The following is a 16,245-nucleotide window of genomic DNA, read 5'->3' as shown; positions in this document are numbered from 1 at the left end:
CGGCGGGACTGGACGGGCTGGGCGGCTGAGTTTGGCAGGCTCGACGTTACCCTGACCCAACCCTTGCGTCTTGCATGTAAGTACGATGCTTTGTAAGAAAGTCGTTGCCGCGCTCGGGCGGCTTATCGTCTGATTAAAGCAGGGCTGTTTGAAGCCGGTCGATCGAAGCGCGCCGAGGGCCGGCGCGCTTTACTTTACTTGCGGGTCTCGCGGCGCCAGGTGCCGGGCGGCGCGCCGACCAGTTGCGAGAAGGTGCGGGTGAAGTGGCTTTGATCGGCGAAGCCGCAAGCAATCGCGATCTCCGACAAGGGCGCGTCGGAATGCTTCAGCAGATCGCGCGCGCGATCGATGCGCCGCTCCACCAGCCACTGATGCGGCGTGCGGTCCGTGGTCTCGCGAAACGCGCGGATGAAGTAACTGCGCGACAGATTGCACGCGCTGGCGATTTCTTCGAGCGAGATGCTGCCTTGCGTCTTCGCGAGCAGCATGTCTTTCGCGCGGGTTTCCTGCAGGCTAGAGAGGCGCCGGCTTTTCTTGTCCGACTCGCTCGCGACCTTGCCATAGCGGTCGATCAGATGCGTGCCGAGCGCGACACCCAGTTGCTCGACAAACAGCGGACTGGCCTCGCTACGGCTATCCAAAGTCAGCGCGAGTACCTGCGCCAGGTGACCGAAGATCGGGTCTTTCTTGCCCAGCAGCGATGAGAAGCCGGTGATCGCCGAACCGCCGCGCTCATAGCAGGTGTTCGTGACGAATGCGTGTGACAGCTCGACGAGCACGAAGTCGAACGCGCCGTGCAGATCGGCCCGGTAGTCGTCTTCGAAATTGCGAACGTAGACCGAGTTCTGTTCGAAGTCGTGCAGGGTCGACCGGTTGCCGGACACGATCCGCCGACGGTGGCCGGCCGCCAGCGAAACGCCGATCAGGAAGCCTCGGTTCGACGGTGGCGTAGCGACTTCGCTGGTGTTCTGCTCGCGCCGGCATTTACGATAAAACGTGAACTCGCCGGTGTGCAGTTCGAGGTCTTTATGCAGTTGATTGGAAACACATCCGAGTGAGTCTTTTTGCCGGGATGCCGTGGTGGTGAAAATGTCTGCGTCGTTGAGCATGATCCGTCACCTCTGTTTGTCGCGCGGCAGATTGTCAGTCCGCTGCGTCTGGCCAAAATCATGGAGGGTGAAAGTCGGCGTGGTGGCGCGATTATCTCGGAAAAAGACAAATGTTAAATATTTATTTTCGTTGAGCTTCCAGTGTGTAATTCAATAAGCCTTTAGTCGGCTTTCTATGGGCGTGCAATGGGCTGTGTAATGTCGCTGGTGTTCGCCATGAGCGGATATCCGCGCCGACGCGCTTTGCCGCGTTATGACGGCGACCCAAGACCGAACGACTCAGCCAGCCGTGGTCCTTTGAGACGCAGCGGTTCGACCGCCGCGCGCCGCGCCGTGGCCCAGTCGGCGAGCGCTCGGACCACGTCCGGTGTCGCCGTGGATGCACCGAGTGCTTGTGCGAGGCTGACGGCGTCGTCGGCGGCTTTCGAGGTGCCCGAACCCGTATGCGGCCGCAGCGTGCAGGCGGCGTCGCCGACCAGCGCGACACGCCCTTGAGCGAACGACGGACTCAGCACGTCGGCGATGGCTTGCAGGAACGGCGCACCGGTGGCCGCCACCAGTTGCGACAGCGCAGGCGGCAAATGCCCAGCGGCCGTGTGTTGCAGGTGCGCGAGCGAGTGCGCCGACAGTTCGCCGGGCGCGATCGACGCATGGTGATGCCGGCCTTCGCGGTCCGTCAGAAACGAGGCGAGCGTGGCCGCGTCGGTTTCGTTTCTATACCAGAGCCAGTTGAAGCGGCGCTTGCCCGCTTCGAGCGAGCCGTCGAGCGCGGGAATCAGAAACGTCATGAACAGCGCGCCGTCCGCGCGTAACAGCGTCATGTTCTCGATCAGTTCCGCGATATCAGCGTGTTCGAACGCGTTTTCGTCCACCACGCCGCGCCACGCGATATAGCCCGCGTAAGACGACGCGCTGGCTGGGAACAGCATGGCGCGAAGCCGCGAGCCGGTGCCGTCGGCGGCGATCAGGAGATCCGCGCGCAGCGGCTCGGCGTGCTCGTCGAACTGGATCGTCACGCCCTCCGCGTCTTGCGCGAGGCGGGCGACCGTGTGCCCGTAATGCATCGCGCCGGACGGCAGCATGCTGCACAACGACCGGTAGACGGCGTCCCACGACGAGAACGGCAGCAACTCGGGCTCGTCGCGAATCACGCCGCCCTCGGCGTCGAGCCAGCGGCGCCGGTGCGCGGGCACCGACAGCATGCCGCGCACCGGATAGCCGTGCTGTTCGAGAAAGTGGAACATCTGCCGCAACACCACTACGCCGCCGCCGCGACCGCGCAGCGGCGCCGCTGAGCGTTCATAGACGTGGACGTCGTGACCCTTGCAGGTCAGCGTCAACGCGCAGGCAAGGCCCGCGATCGAACCACCGGCGATAGCAATTTTCATAGGCGTTGCGCTGTGGATCGAAGTGATGCTTCGGTCGAAGCGGAAGGGGTTTTCATTGGCCTTGCGTTAATGCGGACTTTAGCGCGTCGGGCAGGGTTTCATTCTGGCATTAATGGACTGAGCCCGGGCCTGAAACCGCCCTGAAAACCCCGCTGGCTCAGGACAATTAATAAAAATTAGCAACGGTTACGGACGCGTCGTCGTATGCTTTTTTCACCGTTGAGACAACCCACAGGAACGTAATGAAGAAGCAGATCCGGCACGCGTGGTCCATGCAGGCAAAAGCCTGGTGCCTCGTGATATTGAGCATGATCGTGAGCGCCTGGCCGCTTGCCGCGTCGGCCGCCGCGCCGCAGGTCCGAACCCAGGGGCCGGGCTTTTACCGGATCATGGTCGGGCAATTCGAAGTGACCGCGCTGCTCGACGGCACGCATCCGTTTCCGATCGACACGGTCGTCGAAGGCGTACCGAAAGCTGAAATCGCCCGCGACCTCGAACGCGATTTTCTGCATGCGCCGGTACAAGGTTCGATCAACGCGTTTCTGATCAACACGGGCTCCAAACTGATTCTGATCGATACCGGCGCAGGCGTGCTGTACGGCGATTGCTGCGGGCATATGCTGGCCAATCTGCGCGCCGCGGGTTATCAACCCGCGCAGGTGGACGAAGTGTTGCTCACGCATCTGCATAAAGACCACGTGGGCGGCATCATCGCCAATGGCGCGATGGTGTTTCCGAATGCGGTGGTGCGGGTCAGCCAGGCCGAAGCGGACTATTGGCTGAATCCGGCTAACAAACTGACCGCGCCGAGCTTCCTCAGCACCTTCTTCGACGCGGCGGTCGCGTCCGTCGCGCCTTATGTCGCGGCGGGGCGGTTCAAGACCTTCAGCGGCAATACGGACCTCGAAGCGGGTATTCACGCCATCGCGCTGCCCGGCCATACGCCGGGTCATACGGCGTATCTTGTCGACAGCGAGGCGAAGAATCTGCTGGTGTGGGGCGATGTGATTCATGTGGCATCGATCCAGTTGCAGAACCCCGCGGCCACCGTCGAGTACGACACCGACGCGGCGTCGGCACAGCGCTCGCGCCGCTACGCGCTGAACCTCGCGACCGACCGGCACTATCTGGTGGGCGCCGCGCACATTGCGTTTCCGGGCTTGGGGCATATCAGAAGGAACGGCACGACGTATGACTGGGTACCGGTCAACTACGAAGCCGCACCTGCGCCATGATCGCGGCGTCGGGTTCGTCTTTCATCACTTCGAGAGAACGGCAAATGAAAACGGAAACGGTTTCGGCCTCGGTCAGACAGCACACGCTGCAAGCGAACGGCGCCCGTCAGGCAGCTTGCCAGGCTTCGTACGAGCAGAGCGGCGCAGCCTTCGATGACGCCGGTGTGTCGGTATGGAATCACGTGATCCACGCGTTGCGCCGCGTCGACCGGAACGAGGGCGAGGGCGAAGGCGCGGGTGAAGCCTTCCTGCTGCGGCCTGCTTCGCGGCGCGCGGCTTATGCGCTGTCGCCGCACGTTCAGGTGGAAGTGGTGGAGCGCTTGTCCGAGTCGTCGATCGCGGTGCTGTGGCAGGACGCCACGCGCTGCCGCTACGCCGACCAGGTGTGGATCAGTTGCCGCGCCCGGCTCAAGGGGCGCTGCGCGTTGAGCGGCGCGGTGATCCGGCGCGACGACATGATCTACAAGCCGAGAGTGCGCGCGTCGATTCCGGCCAATGCGGCGGCGATGATTCTCGCCTCGGTGGTCGAGCAACTGCCGGCCATGAAGGTGGCCATGACGGGCAGCATGCGCTAGCTAGCGCGTAAGCGGCGCGTCATGCAGTGCGTGCTTAGTACAAATTTTTTGAATCATACGTTCAGTTTTTTTCGCGCATCCATTGCCATCGATGTTCTAGACTTCGGGGACGCAACGCTGAGCGGGCATTCCTCAGTTTTTCCTCCATTCGTTGCGTCAGGGAACTCAGGTAATGATTCGCATAGGTTCGCTTCTGGTCGATCTCGAGCGCCGGGAAGTGCTTGCCGACGGTAAACCCGTCCGGCTGGGCAGCCGCGCATTCGATATGCTGGCCGTGCTGATCGCCGCGAACGGTGAACTGGTGTCGAAGAACGAGATGCTGAAGGCCGTCTGGCCGAATGCGATCGTCGAAGAAAACAATCTGCAAGTGCATATGTCGGCGCTGCGCAAGATGCTCGGCGACAGTCGCGGACTGATTCGCACGGTGTCCGGCCGAGGCTACCGCTTGCTGCAGAGCCGCGCGCCGAATACGCCCGACGACGCGGACCACGAAGAACACGTGGCCGAGCGCGCCACCTCTCATCCCGCCACTCCCCATAACCTGCCTGGCAGTTACTCGCCGTTGATCGGCCGCGGCAAAGCGCTCGAAGACGTCGCGCTGGCCTTGTCGTCGGCTCGCCATGTGACGCTGGTCGGATCGGGCGGCATCGGCAAGACCCGCCTCGCGGTCGAGATCGCGCGTGGCCTGCTGACGCGTTTTCCCGATGGCGTCTATCTGGTCTCGCTGGCTTCCGCCACCGACGCGAGCGGCGTGCTGGCCGCATTCGCGGCGAGCGTCGGCGTCACGCCGTCGATGGGTCCGCTGACGCTCGCCACCCTCACCAGGGAAATCGGCGAGCGGCGCATGCTGTTCGTGCTCGACAACTGCGAGCACGTGCTCGGGCCCGCCGCGGAACTGGCCGAGACGCTCCTGAATGTGAGTCCCACGGTGCGCGTGCTGGCCACGAGCCGGGAGCCGCTGCGTGTTGCCGACGAACATCTGTACTGGGTCGCTTCGCTCGACGTGCCGGCGCGGGACGATCCCAGCCAGGAGGTGCTGCAATGCAGTGCGGTCGAGCTGTTCGTGTCGCGTGCCCGCGCGATCGACACGCGTTTTTCCTCCGATGAGAGAAGCATTCACCTGACCGGCGAGGTGTGCCGCCGTCTCGACGGCATTCCGCTCGCGATCGAACTGGCGGCGGCGCGCGCGGCGATACTCGGCATCGAGACGCTCGCCGGCCATCTCGACGATCGCTTCAACATGCTGACCGGCGGCAATCGCACGGCGCTGCCGCGCCATCAGACCTTGAAGGCCACGCTCGACTGGAGCCACGCGCTGCTCGACGACGCCGAGCGCGCGACGCTGCGGCGGCTCGGCATCTTCGTCAACAGCTTCACGATGGAAGCGGCGATCGCGGTAGCCGGCGACGACACAATGCGCGAACTCGACGTGATCGCCGCCGTCTCCGGGCTGGTCGAAAAATCGCTGGTGGTGACGCGCATGGAAGGCGGCCGCGCCAGCTATCGGCTGCTGGAGACTATGCGCGCCTACGCGATCCAGAAGCTCGAAGACAACGGCGAGCGGCGCAGCGTCACGCTGCAGCACGCGCGTTACTTCCTGAGTCTGCTGGAGCGCGAGGCGCAGGGTCGCGCGGACCCGGCGAACGCGTTTTCCGACGCCTGGTATCAGCGCATGCGCGCGCTGCTGGACGACGTGCGCGCGGCGCTCGGCTGGGCGCTGTCGCCCAAGGGCGACGAAGCGCTCGGCGAGACGCTGGCCGTGAAGACGGTCTTTCTGCTGTATGAACTTTCGCTGGTCGACGAATGCTGCAGGTGGGCGCGGCGGGCGCTCGACGCCGTCGCGGCAACGCACTACGGCTCGCGCTCGACTCACCATCTGCGGGTTCGGATGGAACTGCAGGCGGCGCTCGGCGCGGCGCTGGTCTACGTCAATGGACCGGATCGCGAAACGCGCGGCCTGTGGTCCGAGATTCTGGCGTCGGCCATTGCGCTCGGCGACGCGGCGTTCGAAGCGCGGGCCTTGTGGGGCATGTGGAATGGGAGCCAGTCGTCCGGCGCGGCGCGCAATGCGCTGGCGTTCGCGAAGCGCTTCGCGTCGCGCGCGGCCGAAACCGGCGATGCGGGCAACGCGGTGCTCGCGTACCGGTTGCTGGGCATCGCGTCGCACTATGCGGGCGATCAGCAGCAGGCGCGCGCGTCGATCGAACAACTGCTGCTGCGCTGCGACAGCTTGCGCTATGGTCTGCCGCTCGGGCGTTCGATCGATCAGGGCATTGTCGGCCGCGCGACGCTGGCGCGCGTGCTGTGGTTGCAAGGGTGGCGCGATCAGGCGATGCGGCACGCCGAGGCGTGCGTTGTCGACGCGTGCAATCAGCAACAGGCGATCGTCAAATGCTATGTGCTGATCGAGGCGCTGGTGCCGCTCGCGCTGTTATCGGGCAAGCGGGAGCGGGCCACTCAGGCGCTCGCGCTGCTGCACGAAGTCGCGACGCATGCGGGCTTGAGCGTGGCGCAAGCCTGTTGCCGTTGTTTCGGCGAATACCTGCGCTCGCTGGACGACGTCAGCCCGGAGCGTCTGCATGCGTTCCGTGTCGCGCTGGACCATCTCGAGTCGCTCGAATTTGGCGCGCCGCGCGCGATGCTGATCGGTCAGTACAGTCTCGCGCTCGGCCGCGCGGGTCAACGGGACGAAGGCGTGGCCACGGTGACGCGCGCGCTGATGCATTGTGACGAAACCGGCGACCACTGGTATGCCGGCGAACTCAGGCGCATTCATGGCGAATTGCTGCTGATGGCGCCGGCGGGTGCGCCGCCGTCGGAGATCGTGGCGCGCGATGCGGAAGACTGTTTGATCGCGGCGCTGGAAGATTCGCTCGCGCAAGGCTGCCGCTCGTTGCAACTGCGTGCCGCGACCAGCCTGGGCGCGCTGTGGCACACGCAAGGCCGCAGCGTCGAGGCGGCGCAGTTGCTCAGTTCCGCATGCGCGAAGCTGACCGAAGGGCTCGACTGGGACGACTTCAAGGCCGCGACCAACGTGCTGCTGATCGCCTCGGCGGCGGCCGGCGAGCAGGGCGGCGCTTCAGCCGCTATCGCCTCAACAGCCTTAAAAGTCTCACAACCCGCCACCGTCAGAATTCCCCGCCCCCGCGCGGATTCATTCGACGAAGACGCTCGAAGCAACGTGGTAGAGCGCGACTAGGTCGGCTCTTCAGCCGTGCATCATTCTTTGTTGCGCGGCGTCGTCGATCAGGTTCGGCCGGTCCAGTTGCTCGACCCACCAACGCAGCGCCTTACCCGTTTCGTCGCCGCGCCACGCGAGATAGAAATGCGTGGTGTGCCGCATGCCGATCACTTCCTTCTGCACCAGCTCACCGCGGCTCAGCGGCTCGGCGGCGAGGCATTCCGGAATCGTGCCGGCCGCGAGACCGCGGATCTGCGCGGCGAGTTTCGCTTCGAGCGTCGGGACCGTCATGACCTCCTGGTGCTCGGCAATCGCGATGGTGCGCGGCGCCAGTTTGCGCGACGTGTCGCCGATCGCCACTACGCGATATTTCGCCACGAGATCTTGCGTCAGCGGGCCGGGCATCGACGCGAGCGGATGATCCGGTGCGACCACGAAGACATGCTTTAACGAGCCGATCGGTTTGGCCATCAGATTGGGAATCGGCGGCGGGTCGCCCGCCGCGCCCACCACCAGGTCCGCGCGACGCGTCAGCAGCGCGTCCCACGAGCCGCCCAGCACTTCTTTCGACAGATGCAGGCGGGTATCCAGCTTCAGCTTGTAGAAATCGCTGACGTGGTCCCACAGCAGATCGAACGGAATGATTTCGTCGATCGCGACATGCAGGTCGGTTTCCCAGCCGTGCTGGATGCGTTTGGCCTTGCATTCGAGGTCTTCCGCCGCCTGTAAAAGACGGCGTCCTTCCTCGACCACCACGCGCCCCGCGTGCGTGAGCGTGGCGCGCCTGCCGCTGCGGTCGAACAGCTTGACGCCGAGATCGAGCTCCAGCTTCTGGACCAGATACGTCAGCGACGACGGCACCTTGTGCAGCGTTTCGGCCGCACTGGCGAAGGTGCCGGTTCGGTCGATGGCGTCGAGCACCTGCAGCACTTCGAAAGAGAGATTCATGGCGAACGGCGGGAAGGCTGGAAGTACGCCAGCATACTGGATTCCGCGCGTTTTTCTAATGCTTTCCAACGCCTTCCAGCGACCCGCGCGGCTTTTTTCTTCGCGCGCCGCGAGCCGATCCATTAAGGTGTTTTTAGTCCGGTTCAGGACATTTTTGACGGGATAGCCTAGCCTTGGCAGATTACGGTCGCCGAACGGCGCCGGGCTATTTCGCGGCCACCCTGGCCACCCACCCATGCTCACCCAGCGCTTGACGACTGCCCTATGACGCCGTCCGCGGATGCCGACGGCGCGGCCTCGCCGCGCCTGCGTGACGAGTGGAAGGCGTACTGGAGCGACGACGCCCCGCGCCTGCTTCACATCGTCAAGGTCGCCATGGCGGCGACCCTGGCGATGGGCTTGTGCATGCGCCTGGAACTGCGCACGCCGGGCACGGCGATGGTGTCGTGCGTGATCGTGATGATGCATCAGCAAAGCGGCATGGTGATCGCGCGTGGTTTTTATCGCGGACTGGGCATGGTGTGCGGCAGTCTGGCGGGCCTCGTGCTGATCGCGTTGTTCCCGCAGCAGCCGCTGCTGTTCTTTCTCGCGTTGGCGGCGTGGATCGGCGCGTGCGTGTTCGGCGCGTCGTACTACCGCAATTTTCAGTCGTATGGTTTCGTGCTGGCCGGCTACGGCACGGCGATCACCGCGATGCCGGCGTGGTCGAATCCGTATGGCGTGTTCGACAACGTCGTCTTCACCGTGAGCGAAGTGGTGATCGGCGTGGTCTGCGCGAGCGTGATCAGCGCGGCGGTGTTTCCGCAGCGCGTCACGCCGGCGCTCTACGCCTCGAGCCAGCGCAACTTCACGCATCTGTTGAATGCGTTGCATGCGGTGCTCGAACGCACGGCAGCCGTTGCCGGGTTCGACCTGTTTCTCGACCTGATCCGCGAGCGGGCCGGCGTGGAAACGCTGCGCAGCGGCGCGGTGTTCGAAGATCCGTCGATCCGTCTGCACAACCACCTGTTTCTCGATCTCGACCGGAGCTTTCTCGACACCGTGGCGTGGATTCATGCGCTGCATCAGTTGAAGGCGCGGGTCGCCGCCGAAGCCGGTCCACGCGTGCTGGCGGTCGTCGACGAATTGCTCGGCGACCTGCTCGCCATCGTGCCGGATCTGCGCCAGACGGAACCCGTCGCGCTCGACCAGGTGCAGACCATGCTGGCCCGTCTCGACGCGTTCGAACAGGCGCTGCCCGCGCAACTGGAGCGTCTGCTTCGATCGCTCGACGGCCAGGCGCCGCAGCAGCGCCAGTTCGCGGCGACCACCGGCGCGGCGCTGTTCTTTTCGATCGCGGATCTGCGCTTGCTGTGCCGCGCTTATGTCGACGCGCGGGTCGAGGACCGGCAGCCGTGGAGCCTGTCGGTGTTTCAGACGCTCAGCCGGATCGGCCGGACTCGCGCGACAGCCAACCGCACGGCGGCGCTGGTAGCCGGCGCGCGCGCGGCGATCGCGGTGCTGGCGGTCGGGGCAGCGTGGCTCGCGTCGGGCTGGGTGAACGGCTCCAGCGCGATCGTCGCGGTGGCGATTACCAGTGCGCTATTTGCGCTCGTGCCGAACCCGGCCGTGGTGAGCTGGCAGATTTTCGGCGGTTGCCTGTCCGGCTGGCTGGCGGGCTTCGGCTTCAACTTTTTTTTGTTGCCGCGCTTCGATAACTTTCCGTTGCTCGCGGCGACGATAGCGATCTTCGTGATGGTGGGCAGCTACGTGAATTCGTTCGCGAAGACGGCGGTGCTCGGGCTCGGCTTCAGCATCTATTTTTGCTTCATTGTCAGCATTTCGAATCCGACTGTTTATAACCCGAGCGCTTACCTCGATACCGGCTTTGCGCTGCTGGTCGGTATCGCCGCCGCGGCGGTCGCGTTCTCGACCATCGTGCCGCGCGCGGGCGACTGGATTTCAGCGCAGTACCTGAAGCAGATTCGTGCGCTGGTGGCGGAGAGTGCACGTGACGACGAACTCGACGATCTGCTTTACAGCTTCGAATTGAGTCTGCGCGATTTCATCATCCAGATCGCGGCGGCGCCGGTCGATCCGCGCGTGGATCGCAATCGTCTGATCGGCTGGGCGTTCGCCGCGCTGGAGATTGGCCGCGCGATGATCCAGATGCGGCTCGATACCGAACGGCTCGGCGGCGCGCTGCCGTCCGGCTGGCCCGCCGCGCAGGACGCCTGGCTGGCGGCGCTCGCCGAGCTGTTCTGCAATGCCGCGCCGCAGGCCGCTCAAGCCGCCTTGGCCGCGACGCGGCGCGCGCTGGACGTGTTGCCGATCACGCACAGCAACACGGTGGATGCCGCGATGCTCACGCATTGCCGGATGCGCGCGTTGCTGCACTTCACGGAACTGACCTTGCAGGACGATACTGTGTGGCTGTGGCAAACCCCGGGAGCGCCGGCATGAGCGCGCGTTGTCTGTTCACCTTGACGAGATCGCGAGCGATAGCGGCGGCGCTCGCGTGTACGTCGCTGCTGGGCGCGTGCATCGACAGCGGCGGCATCCATACGCGCGAGTCGATGATCGACCCGGCATCGCTCGATGCGGGGGCCGCGTTGCGCGCAACCCAGCGGGACGCGAAGTGGCCCACCGACCGCTGGTGGCAACCGTGGGGCGACCCGCAACTCGACACGCTGGTGCAGGACGCCACGGTTGGCAACCCCGGCTTGCGCGCGGTCGAGGCGCGGATCGACGCGGCGCGCTTCCAGCTGCAGATTGCCGGTGCGGCCGAGTTGCCGCAACTCGATGCCGGCGGCAGTTTCGAGCGCCGCCGCTATGCCCGCTACAACACGCCGGCGCCGCCGGGCGGCACGACGGTGTGGAGCAACAGCATCCAGGCGGATCTCTCTTACGACCTCGATTTGTGGGGCAAAACCCGCGCGCTTCGCGAAGGCGCGCTCGACAACCTGCATGCGACCGCCGCCGACGCGCGCTTCGCCGAAATCGAATTGCAGACCGCCGTGGTGCGCAGCTACGTGCAGTTGTCGTTGCAGTACGCGCTGCTGGACGTCTACCGCGCGGTGCAGGACGAGCAGCAGCACACGCTCGACATCGCAACGCGCCGCTGGCACGCGGGCGTGGGCAGTCAGCTCGAAGTCAGCCAGGCCGCCACGCAGTTCGCGACGAGCACGACGCGCGTGCAGCAAGCGCAGCAGCAGCTTGCATTGACCCGCATCGTCCTCGCCGGGCTGGCCGGCAAAGGACCGGGTTACGGCGACACGCTGCGCCGTCCGAGCCTCGCCTTGAGCGTGCCGGTCGCGTTGCCGGCGTCGCTACCGGCGGACCTGCTCGGCCATCGGCCGGACGTGGTGGCGGGGCGTTGGCGTGTGCTCGAAGCGGACAAGGGCATCGACGCCGCGCACGCCAACTTCTATCCGGACATTGATTTGCTGGCGACGGCGTCGCTCGGTTCGGCGGCGACCTTCGGCGGCTTCTTCAACTTTCTGAATAGCGACGGCATGGGTCACGGCGTAGGCGCCGCGATCTCGCTGCCGATCTTCGACGGCGGACGCCGGCGCGGCCAATACGGTGTAGCAGTCGCCTCGCGCGATGCCGCGGTCGACGCGTACAACCAGAGCGTGGTGAACGCGATGCAGGGCGTGGCGATTCAGGTGGTGTCGCTGCGTTCGCTCGACCAGCAGCAGGCGTCGGTGGAAAGCACGCTGGCGTCGGCGCGTCGCTCGTTCCGGCTGGCCGACACCGGCTATCGCAGCGGCATCACCGAATTTCTGAACGTGCTGGCCGCGCAGAACGAACAGTTGCAGCAGGAGGAAAGCCTCGCGCAGATTCAGGCGAAACGCCTCGACGCGTGGGCGCTTCTGATGAAAGAGCTGGGCGGCGGTTTCGCGTCCGCACCGGCCGACGACGTGTCGCAAGGAGCCAGCGATGCCGGGCGAAATTGATCTGTTCTCGCTGCTGTTGCCGGGGCTGCTGCCGATTCTCGTCGGCTGCGCGCTGCTGTTTTTTGTGCTCGATCTGGTGCTGGCGAGGCTCGGCTTCTATCGCTATACGTGGCACCCCGGGCTATTCCGCATCGCGTTGTTCGCCGCGCTGTTCAGCGGCATCGCGTTGTTGCTGCGTCAATAAGCTCGCAACTGAAACGCTTCCATGAATTCACCGACCGTCAACGTCCGGCCAAGAAGATGAAAACGCAATCCCTGCTGCGCGCAGCTTTCACGCTTACCCTTCTCGTCGTGGCGATTCTGCTGGTGCGCCTGCTGTGGCTCGACTACATGTTCTCGCCGTGGACGCGCGACGGCCGGGTTCGCGCCGAGGTCGTGCAGGTTGCCACCGACGTTTCCGGCCTCGTCAGCGAAGTGCGGGTGAAGGACAACCAGTTCGTGCGCAAAGGCGACATTCTGTTCGTGCTCGATCCGGCGCGGTTCCACTACGCGGTGGCGCAAGCCGATGCCGATCTGCTGCGCGCTCAGGCGCAGGTGGAACAAGCCCGCGCGCAGATGGCGGGCAGCGAATCCGGCTTCGCGATGAAGCGCGCGCAGGCGGCGCGTCGCGCCAATCTGGCGGGCGATGTGATTTCCGACGAAAGCCGCGTCGACGCAGCGTCGCTCGCGAAGCAATCAGCCGCCGCGTATGCCGCCGACGTCGCCGCCTACAGCGCGGCCCAGGCGCAGGTCAAGACCGCACAGGTCGCGCAGCAGACAGCGGTGCTCAATCTCGCGCGCAGCGAAGTGCATGCACCGACCGATGGTTACATCACCAATCTGAATCTCTATCCGGGCGATTTCGCCACGGCCGGCAGCGCGCGGATGGCGCTGATCGACTCGCATTCGTTCTGGGTCTATGGCTACTTCGAAGAAACCAAGCTGCCGCATGTGCATGTGGGCGATCAGGCGGTGGTGCGGCTGATGTCGGGCGGCGAAGAGATTCTTGGGCACGTCGATAGCCTTGCAAGCGGCATTGCCGATCGCGACAATCCGACCAGCAACGGCGATCTGCTTGCCGACGTCAATCCGATCTTCACGTGGGTGCGCCTTGCGCAACGCGTGCCGGTGCGGGTGCATCTCGACCACATTCCCGCCGGGATGAAGCTCGCGATGGGCATGACCTGCACGGTGACGCTGCGGCCGAAAGACGTTCACTCGTCGTGAACGTTTGAGCGTCTTAACGCCTGGCGATTGACGCGCTTGACGTTTGACGAATCGCTACCGTAGAAACGATTCAGCACCGCCGGCTGTGATGCAGCCGTACGGTGCTGATGATGGGTTCGCTTCGGGTGCTGTCCGGCTGATCGAGCCGGACAGCACCCGACCTGACCTTAGCCTTGTTGCAGGAACGCCAGCAGATCGGCGTTGACCTTATCGGCTTCCGTCGTGCACATGCCGTGCGGCGCGCCCGGATAAACCTTCAGCGTGGCGTTCTTGACGATCTTTGCCGACATGCGGCCAGCCTGGTCGATCGGCACGATCTGGTCGTCGTCGCCATGCAGCACCAGCGTCGGCACGTCGATCTTCTTCAGATCGGCCGTGTAGTCGACTTCCGAGAACTCCTTGACGCAGTCGTACTGGCCTTTGATCGAGCCGAGCATGCCTTCGCGCCAGAACTCGTCGATCGTGCCTTGTTCGATCTTGGCGTTCGGACGGTTGAAGCCGAAAAACGGCACCGCGAGGTCTTTATAGAACTGCGAGCGGTTGCTCGCGACGCTCGCACGAATGCCGTCGAATACCGACATCGGCAGACCGTTCGGGTTGCTTTCGGTCTTGACCATGATCGGCGGCACCGCGCCGATCAGCACCATCTTCGCGACGCGCGAGGTGCCGTGACGGCCGACGTAGTGAGCGATTTCGCCGCCGCCCGTCGAGTGGCCCACCAGCATCGCGCCCTTCAGGTCGAGTGCGTTGATCACCGCGGCCAGATCGTCCGCGTACGTGTCCATGTCGTTACCGTGCGACGGCTGGTCCGAGCGGCCATGACCGCGGCGGTCGTGAGCAATCACGCGATAGCCCTTGTTGACCAGGAACAGCATCTGCGGGTCCCATGCATCGGCGTCGAGCGGCCAGCCGTGCGAGAACACCACCGGCGTACCGGTGCCCCAGTCCTTGTAAAAGATTCGCGTGCCGTCTTTAGTCGTAACGTAATTCATGGTGTGACGCTCTCCTTGATGTGAATGGGACGAGTTGCCCGTGTGCGTGCTGCTGCTGGCGGATGCCGCTGCCATGGCGGCGCCCGGTGCTGCCATGGCGGCGACGGCTGCACCCGCTGCGCCAGCGCCTGCCATGAGTAGTTGACGGCGCTGCGCCGACGGCGTTTCGGATGAGTGGGCCAAAGTGATTCTCCAGTCTTGTGTTGTTTCTTGTGTCGTTGATGGATGTGCCGTTCTGACGCGTGCGTCATGGGACATCACAGGTTGAATCCTACGGCGCGACCGGCTGTGCTGAACTTCAGAATGCTTAATTGTTCTTAACGGGATTCGAGGTCGAACCGTAGGGAAGTTGAAGGCCAACGAGGCCGGCGGCGGGCGCGATCCGGCCACGGCGGCGGCGCCTTTTTCACACCAGGTACAATCCACGCAAACTATCGTGTTGAGTTGCATCGGGTCGTTCGCGTGTGAGGCATGCATTGCTCGCACCGTCCATACGCACACCATCGCAACGATCCATTCATTTCTCAGGGTCACAATGAGTCGATTTTTTGCCGTGGCAGCGGCCGTGTGGGGCATCGGGGGATGCATCGCGCTGATCGTCGGTCTGCTGTTTCTGGGCGCGGCCAATTCCTTCGGCGCGGCGCTGACGCCTTACGTCGGCGGCGGGTTGATGGCGCTCGTCGGGGTGCTCGGGCTGATTGCCGGATTGATCGCGGCGGTCTGGCCTTCGTCGAAAAAGAAGGCGGCGCATGGCGATGACAAACCGTGGCTGCGCGGAGATCGCTGACGCGGCGCTAAAGTTTGTGCCGCGCGCTGCCGTTATTCATTGAGGGGCAGTCCGTCGGGCTTGCCCAATCTCGACGAATCGACCTGTTTAAAGGAGGTGTGCTGATGCAGATCACCAGCGCGACCAGCCTCAATGCGTGGCAAACCAACGGCGGCGGAACGGCCGCGACGACTACAGCGACTACGGCGAATTCAGCGGCTTCGGGTTCTGCCGCAGCGGATTCGGCCTCTACGTCCGCTACTTCGTCGGGCTCATCGGGCTCGTCCGGCTCTTCCGGCTCGCAGTCCGGTAGCACCACGTCGACTTCGGCGGCTTCGGGTTCGTCGAGTAGCAGTGGCAGCAGTTCGACCACTCACGCCAAAGGCAAGGGCGGAAAGGGTGGCGGCGGAGGCGGCGGTGGCGGTGCGTCCAGCAGCTCGAGCGCCACTGAATTCGAAATGCAGGAGCTCACGCAACTGATCCAGCGGCTGCAGGCGCAACTCGCGGCGGTCGAGTCGCAAATGTCGCAAGCGCAGGGCTCGCAAACACGGACATCGCACAGTTCGCCATCGCAAGGCAGCCAGTCGATCGGGGCGGTTCAGTCCGGCGGCAGCGCTTCAGCCGACGCATCCGCGCAAACCACGCAGGCCAAACATTCGCGCCAATCCAGCAGATCGACGCAATCGACTGACGACGACGTTCAGGTCAGCGCCCAGGAAGTTCGTGTGAGCAGTTTGTCGAGCCAGGTGTCGACGATCAATTCCGCCATTGAAATGGCCACCTCGGAGCTTGCCCAACTGATGCTCGCCTCCGGCAAGACAACCGGCATGGTCGACACGGAAGCCTGAGTCGTTCTCTCACGCCGCACGCCGTCACCGCTCACTGTCTTTTGGACTCAAACAGTCGG

Annotated in this window: 13 protein-coding genes; 9 read left to right on the top strand and 4 right to left on the bottom strand. The window is 64.5% G+C overall.

The window, feature by feature from the left end; genetic code table 11:
* Window positions 1-194: 194 nt before the first annotated feature.
* Together HWY05_RS35510 and HWY05_RS35505 are read right to left on the bottom strand one after the other, a co-directional pair.
* Window positions 195-1,109: an AraC family transcriptional regulator gene (locus HWY05_RS35510; protein ID WP_176061230.1), complete on the bottom strand. Its 915-nt coding sequence runs from the start codon at window positions 1,107-1,109 to the stop codon at window positions 195-197.
* A gap of 251 nt (window positions 1,110-1,360) precedes the next feature.
* Window positions 1,361-2,497 carry an FAD-dependent monooxygenase gene (locus tag HWY05_RS35505; protein WP_176061229.1) on the bottom strand — a complete coding sequence of 379 codons (1,137 nt, stop codon included), beginning with the start codon at window positions 2,495-2,497 and terminating at the stop codon, window positions 1,361-1,363.
* 308 nt (window positions 2,498-2,805) lie between these two features.
* Between HWY05_RS35505 and HWY05_RS35500 the strand changes: the two genes are divergently transcribed.
* The 3 genes from HWY05_RS35500 to HWY05_RS35490 all read left to right on the top strand — a co-directional run bounded on the left by HWY05_RS35500 (window position 2,806) and on the right by HWY05_RS35490 (window position 7,506).
* Entirely contained in the window at window positions 2,806-3,732 is a 927-nt protein-coding gene (locus tag HWY05_RS35500; protein ID WP_244146789.1) for an MBL fold metallo-hydrolase, read from the top strand.
* A 44-nt stretch (window positions 3,733-3,776) separates the two neighbouring features.
* The gene (locus tag HWY05_RS35495) at window positions 3,777-4,307 is read left to right on the top strand and encodes a DUF3331 domain-containing protein (RefSeq protein WP_035562672.1); all 531 of its coding nucleotides are present in this window, start codon (window positions 3,777-3,779) and stop codon (window positions 4,305-4,307) included.
* A gap of 172 nt (window positions 4,308-4,479) precedes the next feature.
* A complete protein-coding gene (locus HWY05_RS35490) occupies window positions 4,480-7,506 on the top strand; it encodes a winged helix-turn-helix domain-containing protein (protein ID WP_176061227.1) in 3,027 nt (1,008 codons plus the stop codon).
* A 9-nt stretch (window positions 7,507-7,515) separates the two neighbouring features.
* Here HWY05_RS35490 and HWY05_RS35485 read toward each other — a convergent pair whose 3' ends face one another.
* Window positions 7,516-8,436: a LysR family transcriptional regulator gene (locus tag HWY05_RS35485; RefSeq protein ID WP_035562680.1), complete on the bottom strand. Its 921-nt coding sequence runs from the start codon at window positions 8,434-8,436 to the stop codon at window positions 7,516-7,518.
* A gap of 264 nt (window positions 8,437-8,700) precedes the next feature.
* On the opposite strand from HWY05_RS35485, the gene HWY05_RS35480 reads away from it, so the two are divergent.
* Genes HWY05_RS35480 through HWY05_RS35465 form a run of 4 tightly spaced genes read left to right on the top strand, consistent with a single transcriptional unit; the run spans window position 8,701 to window position 13,580 of the window.
* Window positions 8,701-10,878 (top strand): FUSC family protein, encoded by a 2,178-nt coding sequence (locus HWY05_RS35480; protein ID WP_176061226.1) that lies wholly within the window; start codon window positions 8,701-8,703, stop codon window positions 10,876-10,878.
* Window positions 10,875-12,374, top strand: a complete 1,500-nt coding sequence (locus HWY05_RS35475; protein ID WP_176061225.1) for an efflux transporter outer membrane subunit — start codon at window positions 10,875-10,877, stop codon at window positions 12,372-12,374. The genes HWY05_RS35480 and HWY05_RS35475 overlap by 4 nt, the downstream gene beginning before the upstream one ends.
* A complete protein-coding gene (locus HWY05_RS35470) occupies window positions 12,358-12,558 on the top strand; it encodes a DUF1656 domain-containing protein (RefSeq protein ID WP_176061224.1) in 201 nt (66 codons plus the stop codon). The genes HWY05_RS35475 and HWY05_RS35470 overlap by 17 nt, the downstream gene beginning before the upstream one ends.
* 56 nt (window positions 12,559-12,614) lie before the next feature.
* Window positions 12,615-13,580, top strand: coding sequence for an HlyD family secretion protein (locus tag HWY05_RS35465; protein ID WP_176061223.1), 966 nt, complete (start codon window positions 12,615-12,617; stop codon window positions 13,578-13,580).
* Window positions 13,581-13,747: 167 nt separating this feature from the next.
* Here the strand turns inward: HWY05_RS35465 and HWY05_RS35460 are convergent, their stop codons facing one another.
* Window positions 13,748-14,572 carry an alpha/beta hydrolase gene (locus HWY05_RS35460; protein WP_244146784.1) on the bottom strand — a complete coding sequence of 275 codons (825 nt, stop codon included), beginning with the start codon at window positions 14,570-14,572 and terminating at the stop codon, window positions 13,748-13,750.
* Between the two features lie 349 nt (window positions 14,573-14,921).
* Between HWY05_RS35460 and HWY05_RS35455 the strand changes: the two genes are divergently transcribed.
* Window positions 14,922-15,359 carry a hypothetical protein gene (locus HWY05_RS35455; RefSeq protein ID WP_176061222.1) on the top strand — a complete coding sequence of 146 codons (438 nt, stop codon included), beginning with the start codon at window positions 14,922-14,924 and terminating at the stop codon, window positions 15,357-15,359.
* 104 nt (window positions 15,360-15,463) lie between these two features.
* Entirely contained in the window at window positions 15,464-16,186 is a 723-nt protein-coding gene (locus HWY05_RS35450; RefSeq protein WP_176061221.1) for a hypothetical protein, read from the top strand.
* Window positions 16,187-16,245: the final 59 nt, after the last annotated feature.

Source organism: Paraburkholderia sp. BCC1876, from assembly GCF_902833695.1.
GTDB lineage: Bacteria > Pseudomonadota > Gammaproteobacteria > Burkholderiales > Burkholderiaceae > Paraburkholderia.
The sequence above is the reverse complement of the archived record's forward strand: the minus strand, read 5'-3'. Positions and strand labels throughout refer to the sequence as shown.